Source organism: Pseudomonas sp. Irchel s3a12 (assembly GCF_900187485.1).
Taxonomy (GTDB): Bacteria; Pseudomonadota; Gammaproteobacteria; order Pseudomonadales; family Pseudomonadaceae; genus Aquipseudomonas; species Aquipseudomonas neuropathica.
The window spans coordinates 24,447-40,190 of record NZ_FYDN01000011.1 but is presented as its reverse complement, the minus strand read 5'-3'; the positions used below and the strand labels follow the sequence as shown (position 1 = coordinate 40,190).

Here is a 15,744-nt window from a genome sequence, read left to right as displayed (position 1 = left end):
CGTGGGAATAATGCAGCCCAGGACGCTCTGCGTCCCATCCAAAGCCGAACGCAGAGCGTCCGTTGAGGCATTCCCACGCAGAGCGTGGGAATGATCAAGGGGAGACAGTTATTTTGCGCCGTGCTCGCGCCCGCGCAGCAGGTTGTTCGGCATCGCAATCGCTGCCGCCAATCCCAGCAACGACACCGCCGCACTTACCCACAGCAAATGCCGGAACGTCACCAGCAACTCCGCACGCAAGGCATTTTGCGCATCCCCCGGCGCGGCGTTCAGACCATCCAGCAGGACGTTGCCCGAATGGCCCTCGCTCATCAGCGAACTGCTCGCCAGATGGGCGAAGCTGGAGTCCTGCAGCAACGCCAGCAACAGCGCCGACATCAGCGCCACGCCCACTGCGCCGCCGAGGGAGCGAAACAGGTTGGTGGTGCTGGTCGCAACGCCGATGTCGCGTTGCTCCACCGAGTTCTGCGTGCCGACCAGCGAAGTAGGGAATTGCATGCCGCTGGAAATACCGCAGAGCAACATGAACAGACCACTGACCAGCGTCGCCTCGGGCGGGCTGAGCGCCATGCCGAAGATCGCAACCGGCATCAGCATCGCACCGGTCAGAATCTGCGGTTTGTAGCGCCCGGTGATCGACGTGCGACGCCCGGCGAAAAACGCACCAATCGGCAGCCCCATCGCCAGCGGCAGCAAGTGCAACGCGGCACTGTCGGCCCCGGCCCCGGTGACACTCTGAAAGCGCAGCGGCATCAGCACGATCAACGAAATCGCCTGGAAACTGGTGAAGAAAATCGTGCACCAGCACAGCAGGGCATTGCGGTTGGCAAACAGGTGCATCGGCAGCAACGGCTCGCGCGCCCGACGCTCGTGCCAGACAAACAGCGCCAACACCACCACCGCACAAGCGAGCAGACCGAGCACTTCGCTGCTGCGCCACGAATGCCCCTGACCAACCTGAGTGATGCCCAGCAGCAGGGCGGTCAGGCCGATGATCATCAGCAGCGTGCCGAGGTAGTCGATGACCGGTTTGCGCTGGGGAATCGGCAGGCCACGCAGATTGCGGCGGGCCACCCACCAGGCACCGAGGCCCAGCGGCAGGTTGATCAGAAATACCCAGCGCCATGACAGGTATTCGGTCATGTAACCGCCGAGTACCGGGCCGGCGACACTGGCCACCGCGTACATGCTGCTGAAGTAACCCTGATAGCGCCCGCGTTCGCGCGGCGGCACGATGTCGCCGATGATCGCCTGACTCACCGAGATCATCCCGCCGGCGCCGATGCCCTGAAGGATCCGCGCCAGCACCAGTTGCTCCATGCTTTGCGCCATGCCGCAAAAGAGTGAGGCGAGGGTGAACAGGCCCATGCCGAACAGCATCAGTTTGCGCCGCCCATACAAGTCGCCGAGCTTGCCGTAGATCGGCACGGCCACCGTCATCGCGACCATGTACCCGGAAATCACCCAGGCCAGCAGGCTGACGTCCTTGAACTGCGCAGAAATGGCCGGCATCGACACGGCGACGATGGTTTGGTCCAGCGCGCCGAGAAAGATCGCCATCATCAGCGCGACCAGCACGCTGCGAATGGCCGGTTTGGGCGTTTCGGGGTGATTGAGATTGGTCACGGGCAAAACCTGCGGGCAGTGAGAGTCCCGCAGATCGTCAGGCGAGCGGGGATGCTCGCCAGTGTAAGTCGGTAGCAGGCTATTCGATAGCCTCATAAGGAAGTCCGACGTAATTTTCTGCAATGGTTTTTCGCCCTGCTTCTGAACTGACAAAGTAGTCCAGTTCCGAGGCGCTGATGCGCTGGCTGAACGCATCGTGATCATCGAAGCGATGCAGCATCGAGGTCATCCACCAGGAAAAGCGCTCGGCTTTCCACACGCGGCGCAGGCAGATTTCCGAGTATTTCTCCAGCAGATCGGTGCGGTCGTCGCGATAAACCTTCAACAGAATATTGAACAGCGTACTGACGTCGCTGGCGGCCAGATTCAAACCCTTGGCGCCGGTCGGCGGAACGATGTGCGCGGCGTCACCGACCAGAAACATCCGCCCGTACTGCATCGGCTCGACGACAAAACTGCGCAGCGGCGCGATGCTTTTTTCGATCGAAGGGCCGGTAACCAGTTTCTCGGCAAGCTCCACCGGCAGACGATTTTTCAATTCATCCCAAAAGCGCTGATCGCTCCAGTCATCGACATTTTCATCCGCCGGCACTTGCAGGTAATAGCGGGTGCGCGTCGCCGAACGCATGCTGCACAACGCAAAGCCACGTTCATGGCGGGCGTAGACCAACTCTTCATGCACCGGCGGTGTGTCGGCCAGAATCCCCAGCCAGCCAAACGGATAAACCCGCTCGAAGACCTTCAGGCTATCGGCCGGAATCGACTGCCGCGCGACACCGTGGAAGCCGTCGCAGCCGGCGATGTAGTCGCAATCGACGCGAAAGATTTCGCCGTCCTTTTCGAAGGTGACAAATGCCTCGTCGCTTTTCATGTCGTGAGGAACGACATGGCTCGCCTGGTAAATCGTCGGCGCGCCAGCCTCCCGACGAGCGGCCATCAGGTCGCGAGTGACTTCGGTCTGGCCGTAGATCATCACGCTCTTGCCACCGGTCAGCGCGTGCAGATCGATGTGCACCTGACGTCCGTCCAGGGCCAGATCGAAACCGCCATGCACCAGACCTTCGGCGTCCATGCGCTGACTCACGCCAGCCTGACGCAACAGCTCTACCATGCCTTGTTCAAGTACCCCGGCGCGAATGCGTCCGAGCACGTAATCAGGTGTCTGGCGTTCAAGGATGAGGGTGTCGATACCAGCGTTGTGCAGCAACTGGCCGAGGAGCAATCCGGACGGACCGGCGCCGATAATGGCGACTTGGGTTTTCAGCGTTTTCATTGTTTTTATGGCTCGCAAGCTTCACGCGACAAGCGCCGGTGAATATTTTTTATGGATCGAGTGCTTGCATTTTTCCCTTGCGGGTCTGTCAATTGAAGGTGAAAACTGAGCTGATACCTGTACATTCTGCCAATCGGTGCGATTATCGCCCACAACCCCGAGGCCTGGATTGAAGTGATGAACAAGCCTGAGCTGCCTTCGATTCCAGTGTTCAAGCTCTACGGTGAAAGCCTGGACTGGCCGACCCCTGACTTGCTGCACTGTGAAACCATTTCCTCCCGCAGTCGCGAACATGAGTGGGAAATCAAACCCCACCGCCATGCTGATTTGTGCCAGTTGCTCTTCGTCTTCAAAGGTCAGGCAGAGCTTGAGATCGAAGGGCAGCGCACGCAACTCCAAACCCCGGCGATTCAAGTGCTGCCACCGTTATCGGTGCACGGCTTTCGCTTTTCCGAAGACGTCGAAGGGTTCATCGTTACCCTCGCCACACCGCTGATCAATCACTTGCAGGCGCAACTGGGCGATTCGGTGCACGCACTGGCCAGTGCAGAAAACTACCCGGCAGGCACCGACGGTGATTACCTCAACAGCCTGTTTTCGGCGTTGCAGGCTGAGTACAACGGCCACCAACCGGCGCGGGAAATGCTCATGCATTCGCTGGTCAGCGTGATCATGGTCTGGGTTAGCCGTCAGGCGATCGTGCGGCACAAAGCCAGTCAGCGGCCGCAACGTCAGCGCGAATACCTCAATGGCTTTATTCAATTGGTCGAGGAGACTTACCGCCAACACGTGAAGGTTGAAGACCTTGCGCATCGGCTGGGGATTTCGGTATCGCACCTCAACGGCACTTGCCGTGAACTGGCGGGGCAACCGGCGTTGCAGATCATGCACGAGCGTCAGTTGCTGGAAGCCAAGCGCTTGCTGACCTACACCAGCATGACGATTTACGAGATGTCGGAGTTGTTGGGATTTTCCGATCCGACCAACTTCACGCGCCTGTTTCGGCGCCGGGTGGGGATTTCACCAAAGGCTTTCCGCGACCGTCTGAAGGCCGAGCAGTAATCCACTGACATCACAACCCTCCCTGTAGGAGTGAGCCTGCTCGCGCCTACAGTTGAATATCAGCGCAGCGCGTTCAGCGTGGCATTGTGCGGAATGCAGCGCTCGAAGTTGCAGCTCGCATACTCGCGCGGCAGTTGTCGCTGCTGTTCGACCCGCCAGGCGGCGGTGCCGTACAGCGCCAGCGTGGCGGCGCAGGTGATGAAAATCGCGACGTACCTTCTTGTTTTGATGTTCATGGCGTAGACCTCTGAACGACATACCCTGCGGTATTACTTTCAGCATAGGTCAGCGCTGGGGAGTTGCCAGCGAGTGTGCTTGAGGATTTAACTCGCCATTCAGAACACTGATACCCCCCCTGTAGGCCTTCGCCTGCTTGCGATAGCGGTGTGTCAGTCGGATAGATGTTGGCTGACACTCCGCTATCGCGAGCAGGCTCACTTCTACAGGGGATTGGGTTTATAGGCCGGTATCCCATTCGGGGTTTTCGGGGAATCTGAGCACCAGAAAATCCAGCATGCTGCGCAGCGCCGCCGGCATGTGTTTGCGTGAGGCATACACCGCATAGATGTTCATCTGTCGCGGCTCGGCATGGGGCAGCAGGCGGACCAGTTCGCCGCTGTGAATATGCACCCCGGCCTGATAGGTCGGCAGCATCGCCACCCCGGCGCCGGCCAGGGTGGCGCGCAGTAACGTGCTGGCCTCGTTGGCGCTGATATTGCCCTGCACCGGCACTGAAACCGGTTCGCCATCCTCCTCGAAATGCCACAGGCTTTTGCCGAAATAAGAGTGCGTCAGGCAGTTGTGTTGGCTCAACTCTTCGACCCGCAATGGCGCCGCTTGCTCCTGCAGATAAGCGGGCGCGGCGCAGACTACCGAACGACAAACGGTCAGGCGTCGGGCGATCAGGTTGGGGTCGAGATCGTTACTCGTGCGAATCGCTAGGTCGATGCGCTCATCGACCAGATTCACCGTGCGATCGAGCATTTGCAGATCGATGCTCACCCCCGGGTAGCGTTTGACGTAGGCGGCCATCGCATCCGCCAGTTGGGCCTGGCCGAACGAAGTGCTGACGCTGATCCGCAGCAGCCCGCGCGGGGCGTCGTGGGGTTCGCTGACGGAGGCCTGCATGTCCGTCGACAGTTCTAGCATCTGCCGGCAGCGCGGCAGAATCTCACTGCCGGCGGCGGTCAGGCTCAACTTGCGCGTGGTGCGGTGCATCAGGCGCGCGCCGACCCAGTCTTCCAGCTCTGCCAGATAACGTGAAACCACCGGCCGCGAAAGGTCCAGATGATCGGCTGCGGCCGACTGGCTGCCCAGGTCCACCACGGTGACAAACACCCGCATTGCTTGGAGACGATCCATGATTTGCCCGCTTTCAGAAACAAACTATGTTCAAGCATCGCATTTTTTGTACTGAGTCAGGCAACTAAGCTCTGTTCCATCGCCAAACACGGCATTCGGACACCGGAGCAACAGATGATCGGTTTCACCACACTCAAACGCGTTCTGCTCGCCACTGCTTCTCTGGGTTTCGCCGCGCATGCAGCGGCTGCCAATCTGACCCTGGATGTCTACAACCCAGGGACAAACGCGATTTTCCCGGTGACCTCGGTGCTGGTCAGCGGTGAGAAAGACGCGATCCTCGTTGATGCGCAATTCGGCAAATCCCAGGCCGAGCAAGTCGTGGAAAAGATCCGCGCCAGCGGCAAGCACCTGACCACTATCTACATCAGCCATGGCGACCCGGATTACTACTTCGGCCTTGATACCCTGACCAAGGCATTCCCGGAGGCCAAGGTACTGGCCTCGCAACCGACGGTTGATCACATCAACAAAACCGTCGCCGGCAAACTGGCCTTCTGGGGCCCGAAAATGGGCGCCGACGTTCCGGCGAAAACCATCGTGCCGGGTGTGCTCAAGGGTGACAGCCTGATGCTCGAAGGGCAGAAATTGCAGGTCATCGGCCTCGACGGCAAACAACCAGATCGCAGTTTTGTGTGGATCCCGTCGCTCAAAGCCGTGGTCGGTGGTGTGGTTGTCGCCGAGAACATCCACGTATGGATGGCCGATACCCAGAGCGCGCAATCCCACGCCGACTGGCTGCAAACGTTGCACTCGATCGAAACCCTCAAACCGAACACCGTGGTGCCGGGTCACTACCTGGGTGACAGCCGCCGCTCGCTGGCCAGCGTGAAATTCACCGCCGACTACATTAAGGCTTTCGACGCGGAAACCGCCAAGGCCAAAGATTCCGCCGCACTGATCGCCGCGATGAAAAAGCGCTACCCGACACTCGGCGAAGAAAGTTCGCTGGAGCTGAGCGCGAAAGTCGCCAAGGGCGAAATGCAGTGGTAAGCCGATTCTGAAAACGCAGCACTCTCAAGCCAACTGGAGAATGTCATGAGCAAGATCGCAATCATTGGTGCCACCGGCCGTGCCGGTAGCCAACTGCTGGAAGAAGCCCTGCGTCGCGGCCATAGCGTTACCGCTATTGCCCGCGATACGTCGAAGATCGGCGCCCGTGCCGGTGTGGTCAGCAAGAATGTCGATGTGCTGGATTCGGCCGCGTTGCAGGGCGCGGTGGCCGGTCACGATGTGGTGATCACCGCCGCGCATTTTGCCACCGTGCCTGCGGCGGCGATTGTCGGGCCAGTGAAGCAGGCGGGCGTGCAGCGCTTGCTGGTGGTCGGCGGTGCTGGTTCGTTGTTGCTGCCGGACGACACTCGGGTGATCGACAGTGCGGGTTTCCCGGCGGAGTACAAAGCTGAAGCCAGCGCTGGCGCGGTTTTCCTTGATGCCTTGCGTTCGGAGAAAGATCTGGACTGGACCTTTCTGTCACCTTCGGCAGAGTTTGTCGAAGGTGAGCGCAGCGGCAAGTTTCGTGTCGGCCAGGATCATTTGCTGGTGAGTGCCGAGGGGCGTAGCTGGATCACCTTTGCCGATTACGCGATTGCGCTGATCGACGAGGTGGAAACGCCGAAGCATTCGCGTCAGCGGTTTACTGTCGGGTACTGAGGCGTTTCTGAGGGATGGGTCTGGCTCTAGATCTTTCCCCCCTCACCCCAGCCCTCTCCCGAGGGAGAGGGAGCCGACCGAGGTGTCTGGTGTTGTACATCGACCTGAGTGATCGAGTCGATTATGGATTCAACGCAGTAATTTCACGTCGGCGTATCTCCAGAGCATCCCCCAATCAGTCCCCTCTCCCTCTGGGAGAGGGGTAGGGTGAGGGAAAAAGCCTCACCGCAAATGCGCCTGCTCTACCAGCCAGATCATCAGTTCCTCCAACTGCGGCGAAGGCTCGGTTCCCGCAGGCACCACCACGTAATACGCCAACCCCGTCCTCACCTTCAATTCAAACGGCATCACCAGCCGCCCCGCGCGCAAGTCATCGCCGATCAACGACCAGTCGCCAATCGCCACCCCCGTCCCATGCGACGCCATCGACATCGCCTGATCCAGCGTTTCGAAATGCTGGCCCATGTTCACATTGTTCAATTGCAACTCGGCTGCCGTCAGCCACACCGTCCAGTCCTGGATGTCGCGGGTCGGATGCAACAACAGATGCTGTTGCAGATCGGCCGGGTCGGACAGTTCCGGTGGGCCTTTCAAAAGTGCCGGTGAGCAAACCGGGGTCAGTTGTTCATCGAACAGATGCAGCGCGGTCGAGGAGTTGTCCGGCGGCGTTCCGTAGATCACCGCCGCGTCGAACTGCTCGCGCTGAAAATCCACGCCATGGGCCAACGTCGTGGTCAGTTTGACCGGCACATCCGGGCGTTCCTTTTGCCATTGCAGCAGGCGCGGCACCAGCCAGCGCATCACACAACTTGGCGCCTTGAGTTGCAGGGTTTCGCGCTTGAGACCGATCTGCTCGGTGGCCTCAGTGATCAGACCGAAGACCTTCTCCACCCGTGGCAACCACTCCCGGCCTTCGGCCGTCAACTCCAGGCCACGGGCCAGACGAATGAAAAGTTCATACCCCAGATGATCTTCCAGCCCGGCGATCTGCCGGCTCACCGCGCCCTGGGTGATATGCAACTGCTCGGCGGCCCGGGTGAAGTTGCAGCACTGCGCTGTGATCAGAAACGTATGCAGGGCGGGCAGGGGAGGCAGTCGTTTCATGGGGATCCAAGGTATGACGTGAGGACATGGCTAGTATGACTTTTAATCGATTGTTGCCGCTACCTGCCGACCGTTCAATGAGCCCATGTTCAGGTCATGTGGGAGCGAGCCTGCTCGCGAAGGCTGTTTCACATTCAGCATTGATGTTGGCTGATCCAGCGCTTTCGCGAGCAGGCTCGCTCCCACAAGGGATCTGTGTTTTTAGCTGACAAAAGGGCAATGACATGGCGACGTGTGGCGAAGTACTGGTCAAGTTACTCGAAGGTTATGGGGTCGAGCAGGTGTTCGGCATTCCTGGCGTGCACACCGTGGAGCTGTATCGCGGGCTGGCCCGTTCGAGCATCAACCACGTCACCCCACGACATGAACAGGGCGCCGGCTTCATGGCCGACGGTTATGCGCGGACCAGCGGCAAACCGGGTGTGTGCTTCATCATTACCGGCCCGGGCATGACCAACATCACCACCTCCATGGGCCAGGCTTACGCCGACTCGATCCCGATGCTGGTGATCTCCAGCGTACAGAGCCGCAACCAGTTGGGCGGCGGGCGCGGCAAGCTGCACGAGTTGCCGAACCAGAGCGCACTGGTCGCTGGCGTCGCGGCGTTCTCTCACACCCTGATGTCGGCGTCGGAATTGCCCGGCGTGCTCGCTCGCGCATTCGCCTTGTTCCAGGCCGGGCGTCCGCGTCCGGTGCACATCGAAATTCCGCTGGACGTGTTGGTGGAAGAGGCCGATGAGCTGCTCGCCAGTGTCCCGGTCAACATCGACCGCGCCGGTGCCGCGCCCGCTGCCGTAAGCCGGATGAGCGCGTTGCTGGCCGGCGCCCAACGTCCGTTGATTCTCGCCGGTGGCGGTGCGATCGATGCCGCAGCAGAGCTTACCGAACTGGCTGAACTGCTCGACGCACCTGTAGCGCTGACGATCAACGCCAAAGGTCTGTTGCCGTCGACGCATCCGCTGCTGATCGGCTCGACACAAAGCCTGGTCGCCACCCGCGAATTGGTCGCCGATGCCGATGTGGTACTGGCGATCGGCACCGAACTGGCCGAAACCGATTACGACGTGACCTTCGCCGGTGGTTTCGAGATTCCCGGCAAGCTGCTGCGCATCGACATCGACGCCGATCAGACCGTGCGTAACTATCCGCCACACGTCGCCCTGGTTGCCGATTCGCGCAATGCCGTGCAGGCATTGCTCAGCGCCTTGTCGCACAAAACGCTGGCCGAGCGCCGCAACGATTGGGGCCAGGTACGCGCGGCGCGTCTGCGAGATGATCTGGCCGCGACCTGGGATGCACCGACGCTGGCGCAAACCCGTTTCCTCGAAACCGTGCTGCACGAATTGCCCGACGCGGTGTTCGTCGGCGACTCCACGCAACCGGTGTACACCGGCAACCTGACCTTCAATCCGGAGCGTCCGCGTCGCTGGTTCAACTCGTCGACCGGCTACGGCACCCTCGGCTATGCGTTGCCGGCAGCGATTGGCGCATGGCTCGGTGGACAACCCGATAAAGGTGCACGGCCACCGGTGGTGTGCCTGATCGGCGACGGCGGTCTGCAGTTCACCCTGCCGGAACTGGCCAGCGCCGTCGAAGCGCGCACCCCGGTGATCGTCCTGCTGTGGAATAACCAGGGCTACGAAGAGATCAAGAAATACATGGTCAACCGCGCCATCGAACCGGTCGGCGTCGACATCTACACCCCGGACTTCATTGGCGTGGCCAAGGCCCTCGGCTGCGCCGCCGAAGCGATCAACTCAGTGGAACAACTGCGCAGTGCACTGCGTGCCGCGACCGATCGCCAAGGCCCGAGCGTAATCGAAATCGACCAGAACCTGTGGATGCAGGCGGTGGCCAAGTGATCAATTTTCCAACCACACTCGACGGCCTCTACATCAACGGCCAATGGTCGGCCGGCCGCGAACATCTGCGGGTGATCAACCCGGCCACTGAGGCGTTGCTGACCACGGTCAATGGTGGTGACGAGCACGCGGTGAGCCAGGCCGTGAGCGCTGCGACTGAAGCATTCAGGGACTGGTCGCAAACCAGCGGTGCTGAGCGCGGCGCGATTCTGCGCAACATCGCCAATGGCGTGCGCAACGGTCGCGATCACTTGATGAAACTGCAATCGAGCAACAACGGCAAACCGCAGTTCGAAGCGGCCATCGACGTCGACGATGTGATAGCCACCTTCGAGTACTACGCCGAACTCGCTGAAGGCCTCGACGCCAGACAGGACAGCAACGTGCCGCTGCCCAGCGATGATTTCAGCGCACGCTTGCGGCGCGAGCCGTGCGGCGTGGTCGGGCTGATCGTGCCGTGGAATTTCCCCATGGTCACCACCGCGTGGAAACTTGCGCCGGCCCTCGCCGCCGGGTGCTGCGTGGTGCTGAAACCGTCGGAAGTCACGCCGCTGCCAGAGCTGGAGCTGGCGGCGATCATCGCCGAAGCCGGCCTGCCCAACGGCGTGTTCAACGTCGTTTGCGGTACTGGCCTGGCGGTCGGTGCACCACTGTCGGCGGATCCGCGCATCGCCAAGATTTCCTTCACCGGTAGTAACGCCGTCGGTGTCCAGGTGATGCAGCGCGCCGCCGAAACGGTGAAGGGCGTGAGTCTGGAATTGGGCGGCAAATCTTCGCTGCTGGTGCTCGAAGATGCGGATCTGCAACTAGCGGTCGAGTTGGCTTGCGGTGGCGGTTTCTTCAATGCCGGGCAGATGTGCTCGGCCACCAGCCGTGTGTTGGTTGCCGATGAATTGGCGGATGAATTCCTTGAACGTTTGCACAAGCGTGCGCAGGCGATTCGCGTGGCGGATCCGTTCGACCCGGACGTGGAGATGGGCGCACTGGTCAATCAGGCGCAATACCAGCGCGTGCTTGGTCACATCGACCGGGGTCTGAGCGCTGGCGCGAAGCTAGTGTGCGGCGGCAATCGTCCGGCAGATCTGCCGCGCGGATATTTTTTGCAGCCAACCGTGTTCACCGACGTGCCCCTCGACAGTGCGCTGTGGTGCGAAGAGATTTTCGGTCCGGTGCTGTGTGTGCGCAGTTTCAGCAGCGAAGCCGAGGCAATTGCCCTGGCCAACGACAGCCAATTCGGCCTGGTCGCCAGTGTGGTGACGCGTAACGCCGAGACCGCCGAGCGGGTCGCCAACGCCCTGCAGGCGGGGCTGGTGTGGCTCAACGCGCCGCAAGTGATCTTCCCGCAAACCGCGTGGGGCGGTTACAAGCAGAGCAGCATCGGCCGCGAATTGGGACCGTGGGGCCTGGCCGCGTTTCAGGAAATCAAACACGTGATCCGGGCGCTCTGAACGCCCGAAAAAGGTGAGCGCATGCCTCGCAACGAGGCATGCGTCGACGTCATGGCTTCAATGAGTTTTTTTCGATAGTCAGGTGTTTTGCACGACCTCAGGATGAACCCGTCGGCAGCGCTGCAGGCCTTTGAAAACAAGGCCTGCAGCGGATCCGGCCGCGCGGATGCAACGGTTGCGACCAACCTCATACTTAAAAGAACAAAGGGAGTCCGTCATGGGCGAGCACGATCTGAACAGGCGTCAATTCATTAAAACCGTCGGCGTCGCCTCGGTGGCTGCGGCCGCCCTGAGCATGCCCTTCATCCGGGCGAGCGCCAGCGACACGCGGTTCGCCGGCAAGACCCTGCGTTTGCTGACCTGGTCGGATGACACCGGCCTCGCGGCACTGCGCAACATCGCCGCCACGTTCGAAGCCAAGACTGGCGCCAAGGTCATCGCCGACCGCACCGGCAGCACTTCGGAAATGGTCGCCAAACTCAAGGCCGGCGGTGATCGTCCGCAGTACGACATCATCACGTTGGCCGGCGTCGGTGCCGAAGGTCTGGCGGCCGCCGGGCTGCTGGAAAAACCCGACCTCAACCGTATTCCCAACCTGATCGACGTCCCGGAAAAATACCGCACTGGCGCCAATGGCCACGGCATCGGTTACCTGTTGTGGTGCAACAGTCTGGTCTACAGCACTCGCACCCAGAAAGAGGCGCCGAGCAGTTATGCCGCGTTGTGGGATGCCGATCTGGCGCCGAATATTTTCCTGCCTCCGCCGAACTGGACCGAGGCGATGGACCTGATCATCATCGCCGCGAAACTGGCCGGCGGTGACGAACACAACATCGAACCGGGCTTCAAGAAACTCGCCGAACTCAAGGATCGCGTGGTGACGTTGGGCGAAAACCCGAACCAGATTGCCGAGCTGTTCCGCACCGGTTCGCTGGACATGGGCGGCCTCTATGCCCCGGCATTTTTTCCCAAGCAGATCCGCGATCCGAACTACGGCCTCGGCGCTACGTTCGGCATGAAGGAAGGTTTCTACACCGACCTGATGCTTTCGGTGATGCCGAAGAATCGGCCGGGAGATACCGATCTGGCTTACGCGTTTATCGACCACTCCCTCGACCCGCTGGTGCAGGGCAAGATGGCCGAAGACATCTTCAACGGCCCGGTCAACGCCAAGGCGATCATCTCCGCCGAAGCGCGCAAGAGCCCGTTCATTCTGACGCCGGAGCAGATTGCCGAGAAGGCGATCATGCACGACAACGCCTTCCTGGCCACCGTGCATGACCAATGGATTCGTCGCTATACGGAAATTTTTTCTTCCTGAGCCGAACACAAACCTTCAGAACACCGCAAACCCTTGTGGGAGCTGGCTTGCCAGCGATGACGGCCTTCCTGTCGACAATGATGTCACTGACAGATTGCTATCGCTGGCAAGCCAGCTCCCACAGGTTTCTCAGTGAATATGAAGGTTGTGTTTGTCAGTTGTTCTTCCATTGACGAGATCATTGCTATGGAACATCAATCCCTGACCCAACCGGTTGGCGCCGGCGATGTGCGTCCGGCGCGCGGTATTTCTCCGACAGCGCGGGCGTGGCTTTTCCTCACGCCGTCGATGCTGTTTCTCGGCGTGCTGATCGCCGCCAGCCTGTTGGTGCTACGCATGAGCGTCGGCACCAAAGGCGCGGAATGGAGCGGTTTCAGCCTGGCCAGTTATGCCCAGTTGCTCGAACCCTATTACCTGAAATCCTTGCTGCTGACCTTGCGTCTGGCGCTGATCAGCGCGGTGATTGCCGTGGTGCTAGCGATCCCGGTGGCGTACACCATGTCGCGGCTGACCTCGCCGTTTCTGCGGCGGATTTTCCTCGCAGCGGTGCTGTTGCCACTGCTGGTCAATCTGCTGCTGCAAAGCTACGGCTGGCTGGTGATTCTCGGTCCCGGCGGCATGCTCAATCAGGCGCTGATGGGCCTCGGCCTGATCAAGCGGCCGATCATGTTGCTGTACAACCAGAACGGCGTTCTGATGGGCCTGGTGCAAACAGCGTTTCCACTCGCGGTGTTGCCGATTGCCAGCGCCATGCGCGGCGTCGCGCGAAGCTATGAAGAAGCAGCCGCAACCCTCGGTGCCAGCCGTTTTCAAGTGTTCCGCCAAGTGGTTCTGCCGATGAGTTTGCCGGGGATCATCACCGGTGCAACGTTGGTGTTCGCCTACAACGCCAGCAGCTTCGTGGTGCCGTTGCTGCTCGGTGGCCGTCGCGTGCCGATGCTGGCGGTGATGGTGCATGACCAGATCGCGCCGCTGATGAACTGGCCCGCCGCGTCGGCAGCCGGGGTGGTGCTGATTGTCACCACGCTGGCGATCATGACTCTCTCTGAATACATCACTGGCCGTCGTCGGCGTCTGCTGGAGGCTTCGCAATGAGTGCCCTGACCAAGAAGCGCATGGTGCTGTTGCCCGGCGAAACCGGCAAGTTCGCCGGCATCCTCTCCGGCTTCATTCTGCTGCTGGCGGTGTTGCCGATCCTGACCATGATCGTCATGTCGTTCAGCGGTGCGTCGAACCTCGACTTCCCACCGAGCAGCTACAGCCTGCAATGGTACAAAGCGGCCTGGCACACCTTTGTTTCGCCGGACGCCAGCGACGTGCTCAGCCTCGGTCAGGCCATGGCCACCAGCCTGTTGGTGTCGTGCCTGACGATGGTTTTTGCCACGCTGATCGCGGTGCCTGCCGCGTATGCGCTGACCCGCTGCGAATTCCGTGGCAAGGCCGTGGCGCTGCAACTGATGTCGCTGCCGCTGGTGTTCCCGATGGTGGTGTTAGGCCTGGCCTTGCTGCTGGTGTTCGACAGCCTGCCGTTCCACCTGACCACTTCGCGGCTGGTGATTGCCCACGTGATTCTGGCGCTGCCGTTTGTGGTGAAGAACTGCACCGCAGCGATGCTTTCCATCGGCAGCGAGGTCGAGGAAGCGGCGCGGATGCTTGGCGCTTCGCCGTTGCGCGCAATTGTCGATGTGGTGGTGCCGTTGATGAAATCGGGGATTCTGGCCGGCATGCTGCTGGCGTTCATCGTCTCGTTCAACGAATTCACCGTGACCTATTTCCTCTACACCATCGACGTCATGACCGTGCCGATCTGGATGTACAGCCGCACCGTGTCATCGCTCGACCCTACCGTGTTCTCGTTTGCCGTGCTGATCGTGCTGATCGACTTCGTCCTGATCTGGGCGCTGGAGAAGCTGGTGGGCGAGGGCGGCGTTTCCTTTTGATTTGAGGTGCAACATGACTGGTCTGATTCTGGAAAACGTCGAGAAATTCTATGGCTCGGCGTGCGCGGTACAAGACGTCAACCTGCATTTGCCGGAAGGCAAACTGGTGTGTTTCCTCGGCCCGTCCGGCTGCGGCAAAACCACCTTGCTGCGGATGATCGCCGGGCTGGAAACCTTGAGTGGTGGCGAGATTCGTCTGGACGGCGAAGACATCGGCCAGACCCCGGCGCACCTGCGCAACTTCGGCATGGTGTTCCAGTCGCTGGCGCTGTTCCCGCACATGACCGTTGGCGAGAACATCGCCTACCCGCTGAAGTTGCGCGGCGTCAGCAAGGCTGATCAACACAAGCGCGTGGTCGAGTTGCTGGAGCTGATCCAGTTGCAGGCGATGATCGATCGCCCGGTGGCGAAACTTTCCGGCGGCCAGCGGCAGCGCGTGGCGATTGCCCGGGCGATTGCTTCGCACCCGAAAATCCTCCTGCTCGATGAGCCGCTATCGGCGCTCGACGCCAAGCTGCGCGAGTCGATGCAGGTGGAAATCCGCCAACTGCAGCAGCGCCTGAACATCACCACGATCATGGTCACCCACGATCAGCGCGAAGCGATGACCATGGCCGATATCGTCGTCGTGCTGGGCGAACACAAGGTGCAGCAGGTCGGTACGCCGATCGAAATCTATCGGCATCCGGCCAATGAGTTTGTCGCGGACTTCATCGGCTCGGGCAATATTTTCCCGGCCACGGCGCTGGGCGATGGCAAGGTCAGCCTGCCGGGTGGTGACGCGCTGCAAGTGCCGATCTGCAGCAGCATTGTCGTCGGGCAGAAGGTGAAGATGCTGATTCGCCCCGAAGACCTGCAACTGTCCGCACCGCAAGCGACGGCGGGGAATCGATTGCTCGGCAAGGTGACGTTTGTGCGTGATATCGGCGCGACCATCGAGACGACGGTGGAGTGTTCCGGGGTGACGTTTACGGCGCTGAGTACGCCGTGTCAGGGGATCGGGTTGGGGATTGGGCATCCGGTGTCGGTGACGTTGCCGGCGGACGCTTGTCGGGTGTTGGGGGCTTAGATTGGGGGCTGACTCCAAATCGCC

Annotated in this window: 14 protein-coding genes; 9 read left to right on the top strand and 5 right to left on the bottom strand. The window is 60.8% G+C overall.

All coding sequences use genetic code 11. The features are described from left to right. Nucleotides 1–108: 108 nt before the first annotated feature. Nucleotides 109–1,626, bottom strand: coding sequence for an MDR family MFS transporter (locus tag CKW14_RS19020; protein ID WP_095048260.1), 1,518 nt, complete (start codon nucleotides 1,624–1,626; stop codon nucleotides 109–111). Nucleotides 1,627–1,705: 79 nt separating this feature from the next. Then, nucleotides 1,706–2,890, bottom strand: a complete 1,185-nt coding sequence (pobA, locus tag CKW14_RS19015; protein ID WP_176471312.1) for a 4-hydroxybenzoate 3-monooxygenase — start codon at nucleotides 2,888–2,890, stop codon at nucleotides 1,706–1,708. Between the two features lie 186 nt (nucleotides 2,891–3,076). On the opposite strand from pobA, the gene CKW14_RS19010 reads away from it, so the two are divergent. Then, on the top strand, nucleotides 3,077–3,961 hold the full coding sequence (locus tag CKW14_RS19010) for a helix-turn-helix domain-containing protein (protein ID WP_093430541.1): 885 nt from the start codon (nucleotides 3,077–3,079) through the stop codon (nucleotides 3,959–3,961). 59 nt (nucleotides 3,962–4,020) lie between these two features. Here the strand turns inward: CKW14_RS19010 and CKW14_RS30005 are convergent, their stop codons facing one another. Further along, on the bottom strand, nucleotides 4,021–4,197 hold the full coding sequence (locus tag CKW14_RS30005) for a hypothetical protein (protein ID WP_176471308.1): 177 nt from the start codon (nucleotides 4,195–4,197) through the stop codon (nucleotides 4,021–4,023). Nucleotides 4,198–4,417: 220 nt separating this feature from the next. After that, nucleotides 4,418–5,323, bottom strand: coding sequence for a LysR family transcriptional regulator (locus CKW14_RS19005; protein WP_218233180.1), 906 nt, complete (start codon nucleotides 5,321–5,323; stop codon nucleotides 4,418–4,420). A gap of 114 nt (nucleotides 5,324–5,437) precedes the next feature. Here CKW14_RS19005 and CKW14_RS19000 point away from each other — a divergent pair, with 114 nt between their 5' ends. Both CKW14_RS19000 and CKW14_RS18995 read left to right on the top strand, forming a co-directional pair. Continuing rightward, on the top strand, nucleotides 5,438–6,316 hold the full coding sequence (locus tag CKW14_RS19000; protein ID WP_095048257.1) for an MBL fold metallo-hydrolase: 879 nt from the start codon (nucleotides 5,438–5,440) through the stop codon (nucleotides 6,314–6,316). A gap of 45 nt (nucleotides 6,317–6,361) precedes the next feature. Further along, on the top strand, nucleotides 6,362–6,976 hold the full coding sequence (locus CKW14_RS18995) for an NAD(P)-dependent oxidoreductase (RefSeq protein ID WP_095125859.1): 615 nt from the start codon (nucleotides 6,362–6,364) through the stop codon (nucleotides 6,974–6,976). Nucleotides 6,977–7,198: 222 nt separating this feature from the next. Here the strand turns inward: CKW14_RS18995 and CKW14_RS18990 are convergent, their stop codons facing one another. After that, nucleotides 7,199–8,080 carry a LysR substrate-binding domain-containing protein gene (locus CKW14_RS18990; RefSeq protein WP_095125858.1) on the bottom strand — a complete coding sequence of 294 codons (882 nt, stop codon included), beginning with the start codon at nucleotides 8,078–8,080 and terminating at the stop codon, nucleotides 7,199–7,201. Between the two features lie 224 nt (nucleotides 8,081–8,304). On the opposite strand from CKW14_RS18990, the gene CKW14_RS18985 reads away from it, so the two are divergent. The 6 genes from CKW14_RS18985 (at nucleotide 8,305) to CKW14_RS18960 (ending at nucleotide 15,720) form a co-directional block, all read left to right on the top strand. Next, entirely contained in the window at nucleotides 8,305–9,942 is a 1,638-nt protein-coding gene (locus CKW14_RS18985; protein ID WP_095125857.1) for a 5-guanidino-2-oxopentanoate decarboxylase, read from the top strand. Further along, the gene (locus CKW14_RS18980; protein WP_095125947.1) at nucleotides 9,942–11,390 is read left to right on the top strand and encodes an aldehyde dehydrogenase family protein; all 1,449 of its coding nucleotides are present in this window, start codon (nucleotides 9,942–9,944) and stop codon (nucleotides 11,388–11,390) included. Before CKW14_RS18985 ends, CKW14_RS18980 begins: the two co-directional genes overlap by 1 nt. Before the next feature lie 217 nt (nucleotides 11,391–11,607). Then, the gene (locus CKW14_RS18975; RefSeq protein ID WP_095048253.1) at nucleotides 11,608–12,711 is read left to right on the top strand and encodes an ABC transporter substrate-binding protein; all 1,104 of its coding nucleotides are present in this window, start codon (nucleotides 11,608–11,610) and stop codon (nucleotides 12,709–12,711) included. Between the two features lie 186 nt (nucleotides 12,712–12,897). Continuing rightward, entirely contained in the window at nucleotides 12,898–13,806 is a 909-nt protein-coding gene (locus tag CKW14_RS18970; RefSeq protein ID WP_095125856.1) for an ABC transporter permease, read from the top strand. Further along, complete coding sequence (locus CKW14_RS18965; RefSeq protein WP_095048251.1) at nucleotides 13,803–14,651, top strand: ABC transporter permease; 849 nt, start codon at nucleotides 13,803–13,805, stop codon at nucleotides 14,649–14,651. The genes CKW14_RS18970 and CKW14_RS18965 overlap by 4 nt, the downstream gene beginning before the upstream one ends. Nucleotides 14,652–14,664: 13 nt before the next feature. Further along, nucleotides 14,665–15,720 (top strand): ABC transporter ATP-binding protein, encoded by a 1,056-nt coding sequence (locus tag CKW14_RS18960; RefSeq protein WP_095048250.1) that lies wholly within the window; start codon nucleotides 14,665–14,667, stop codon nucleotides 15,718–15,720. Nucleotides 15,721–15,744 lie beyond the last annotated feature (24 nt).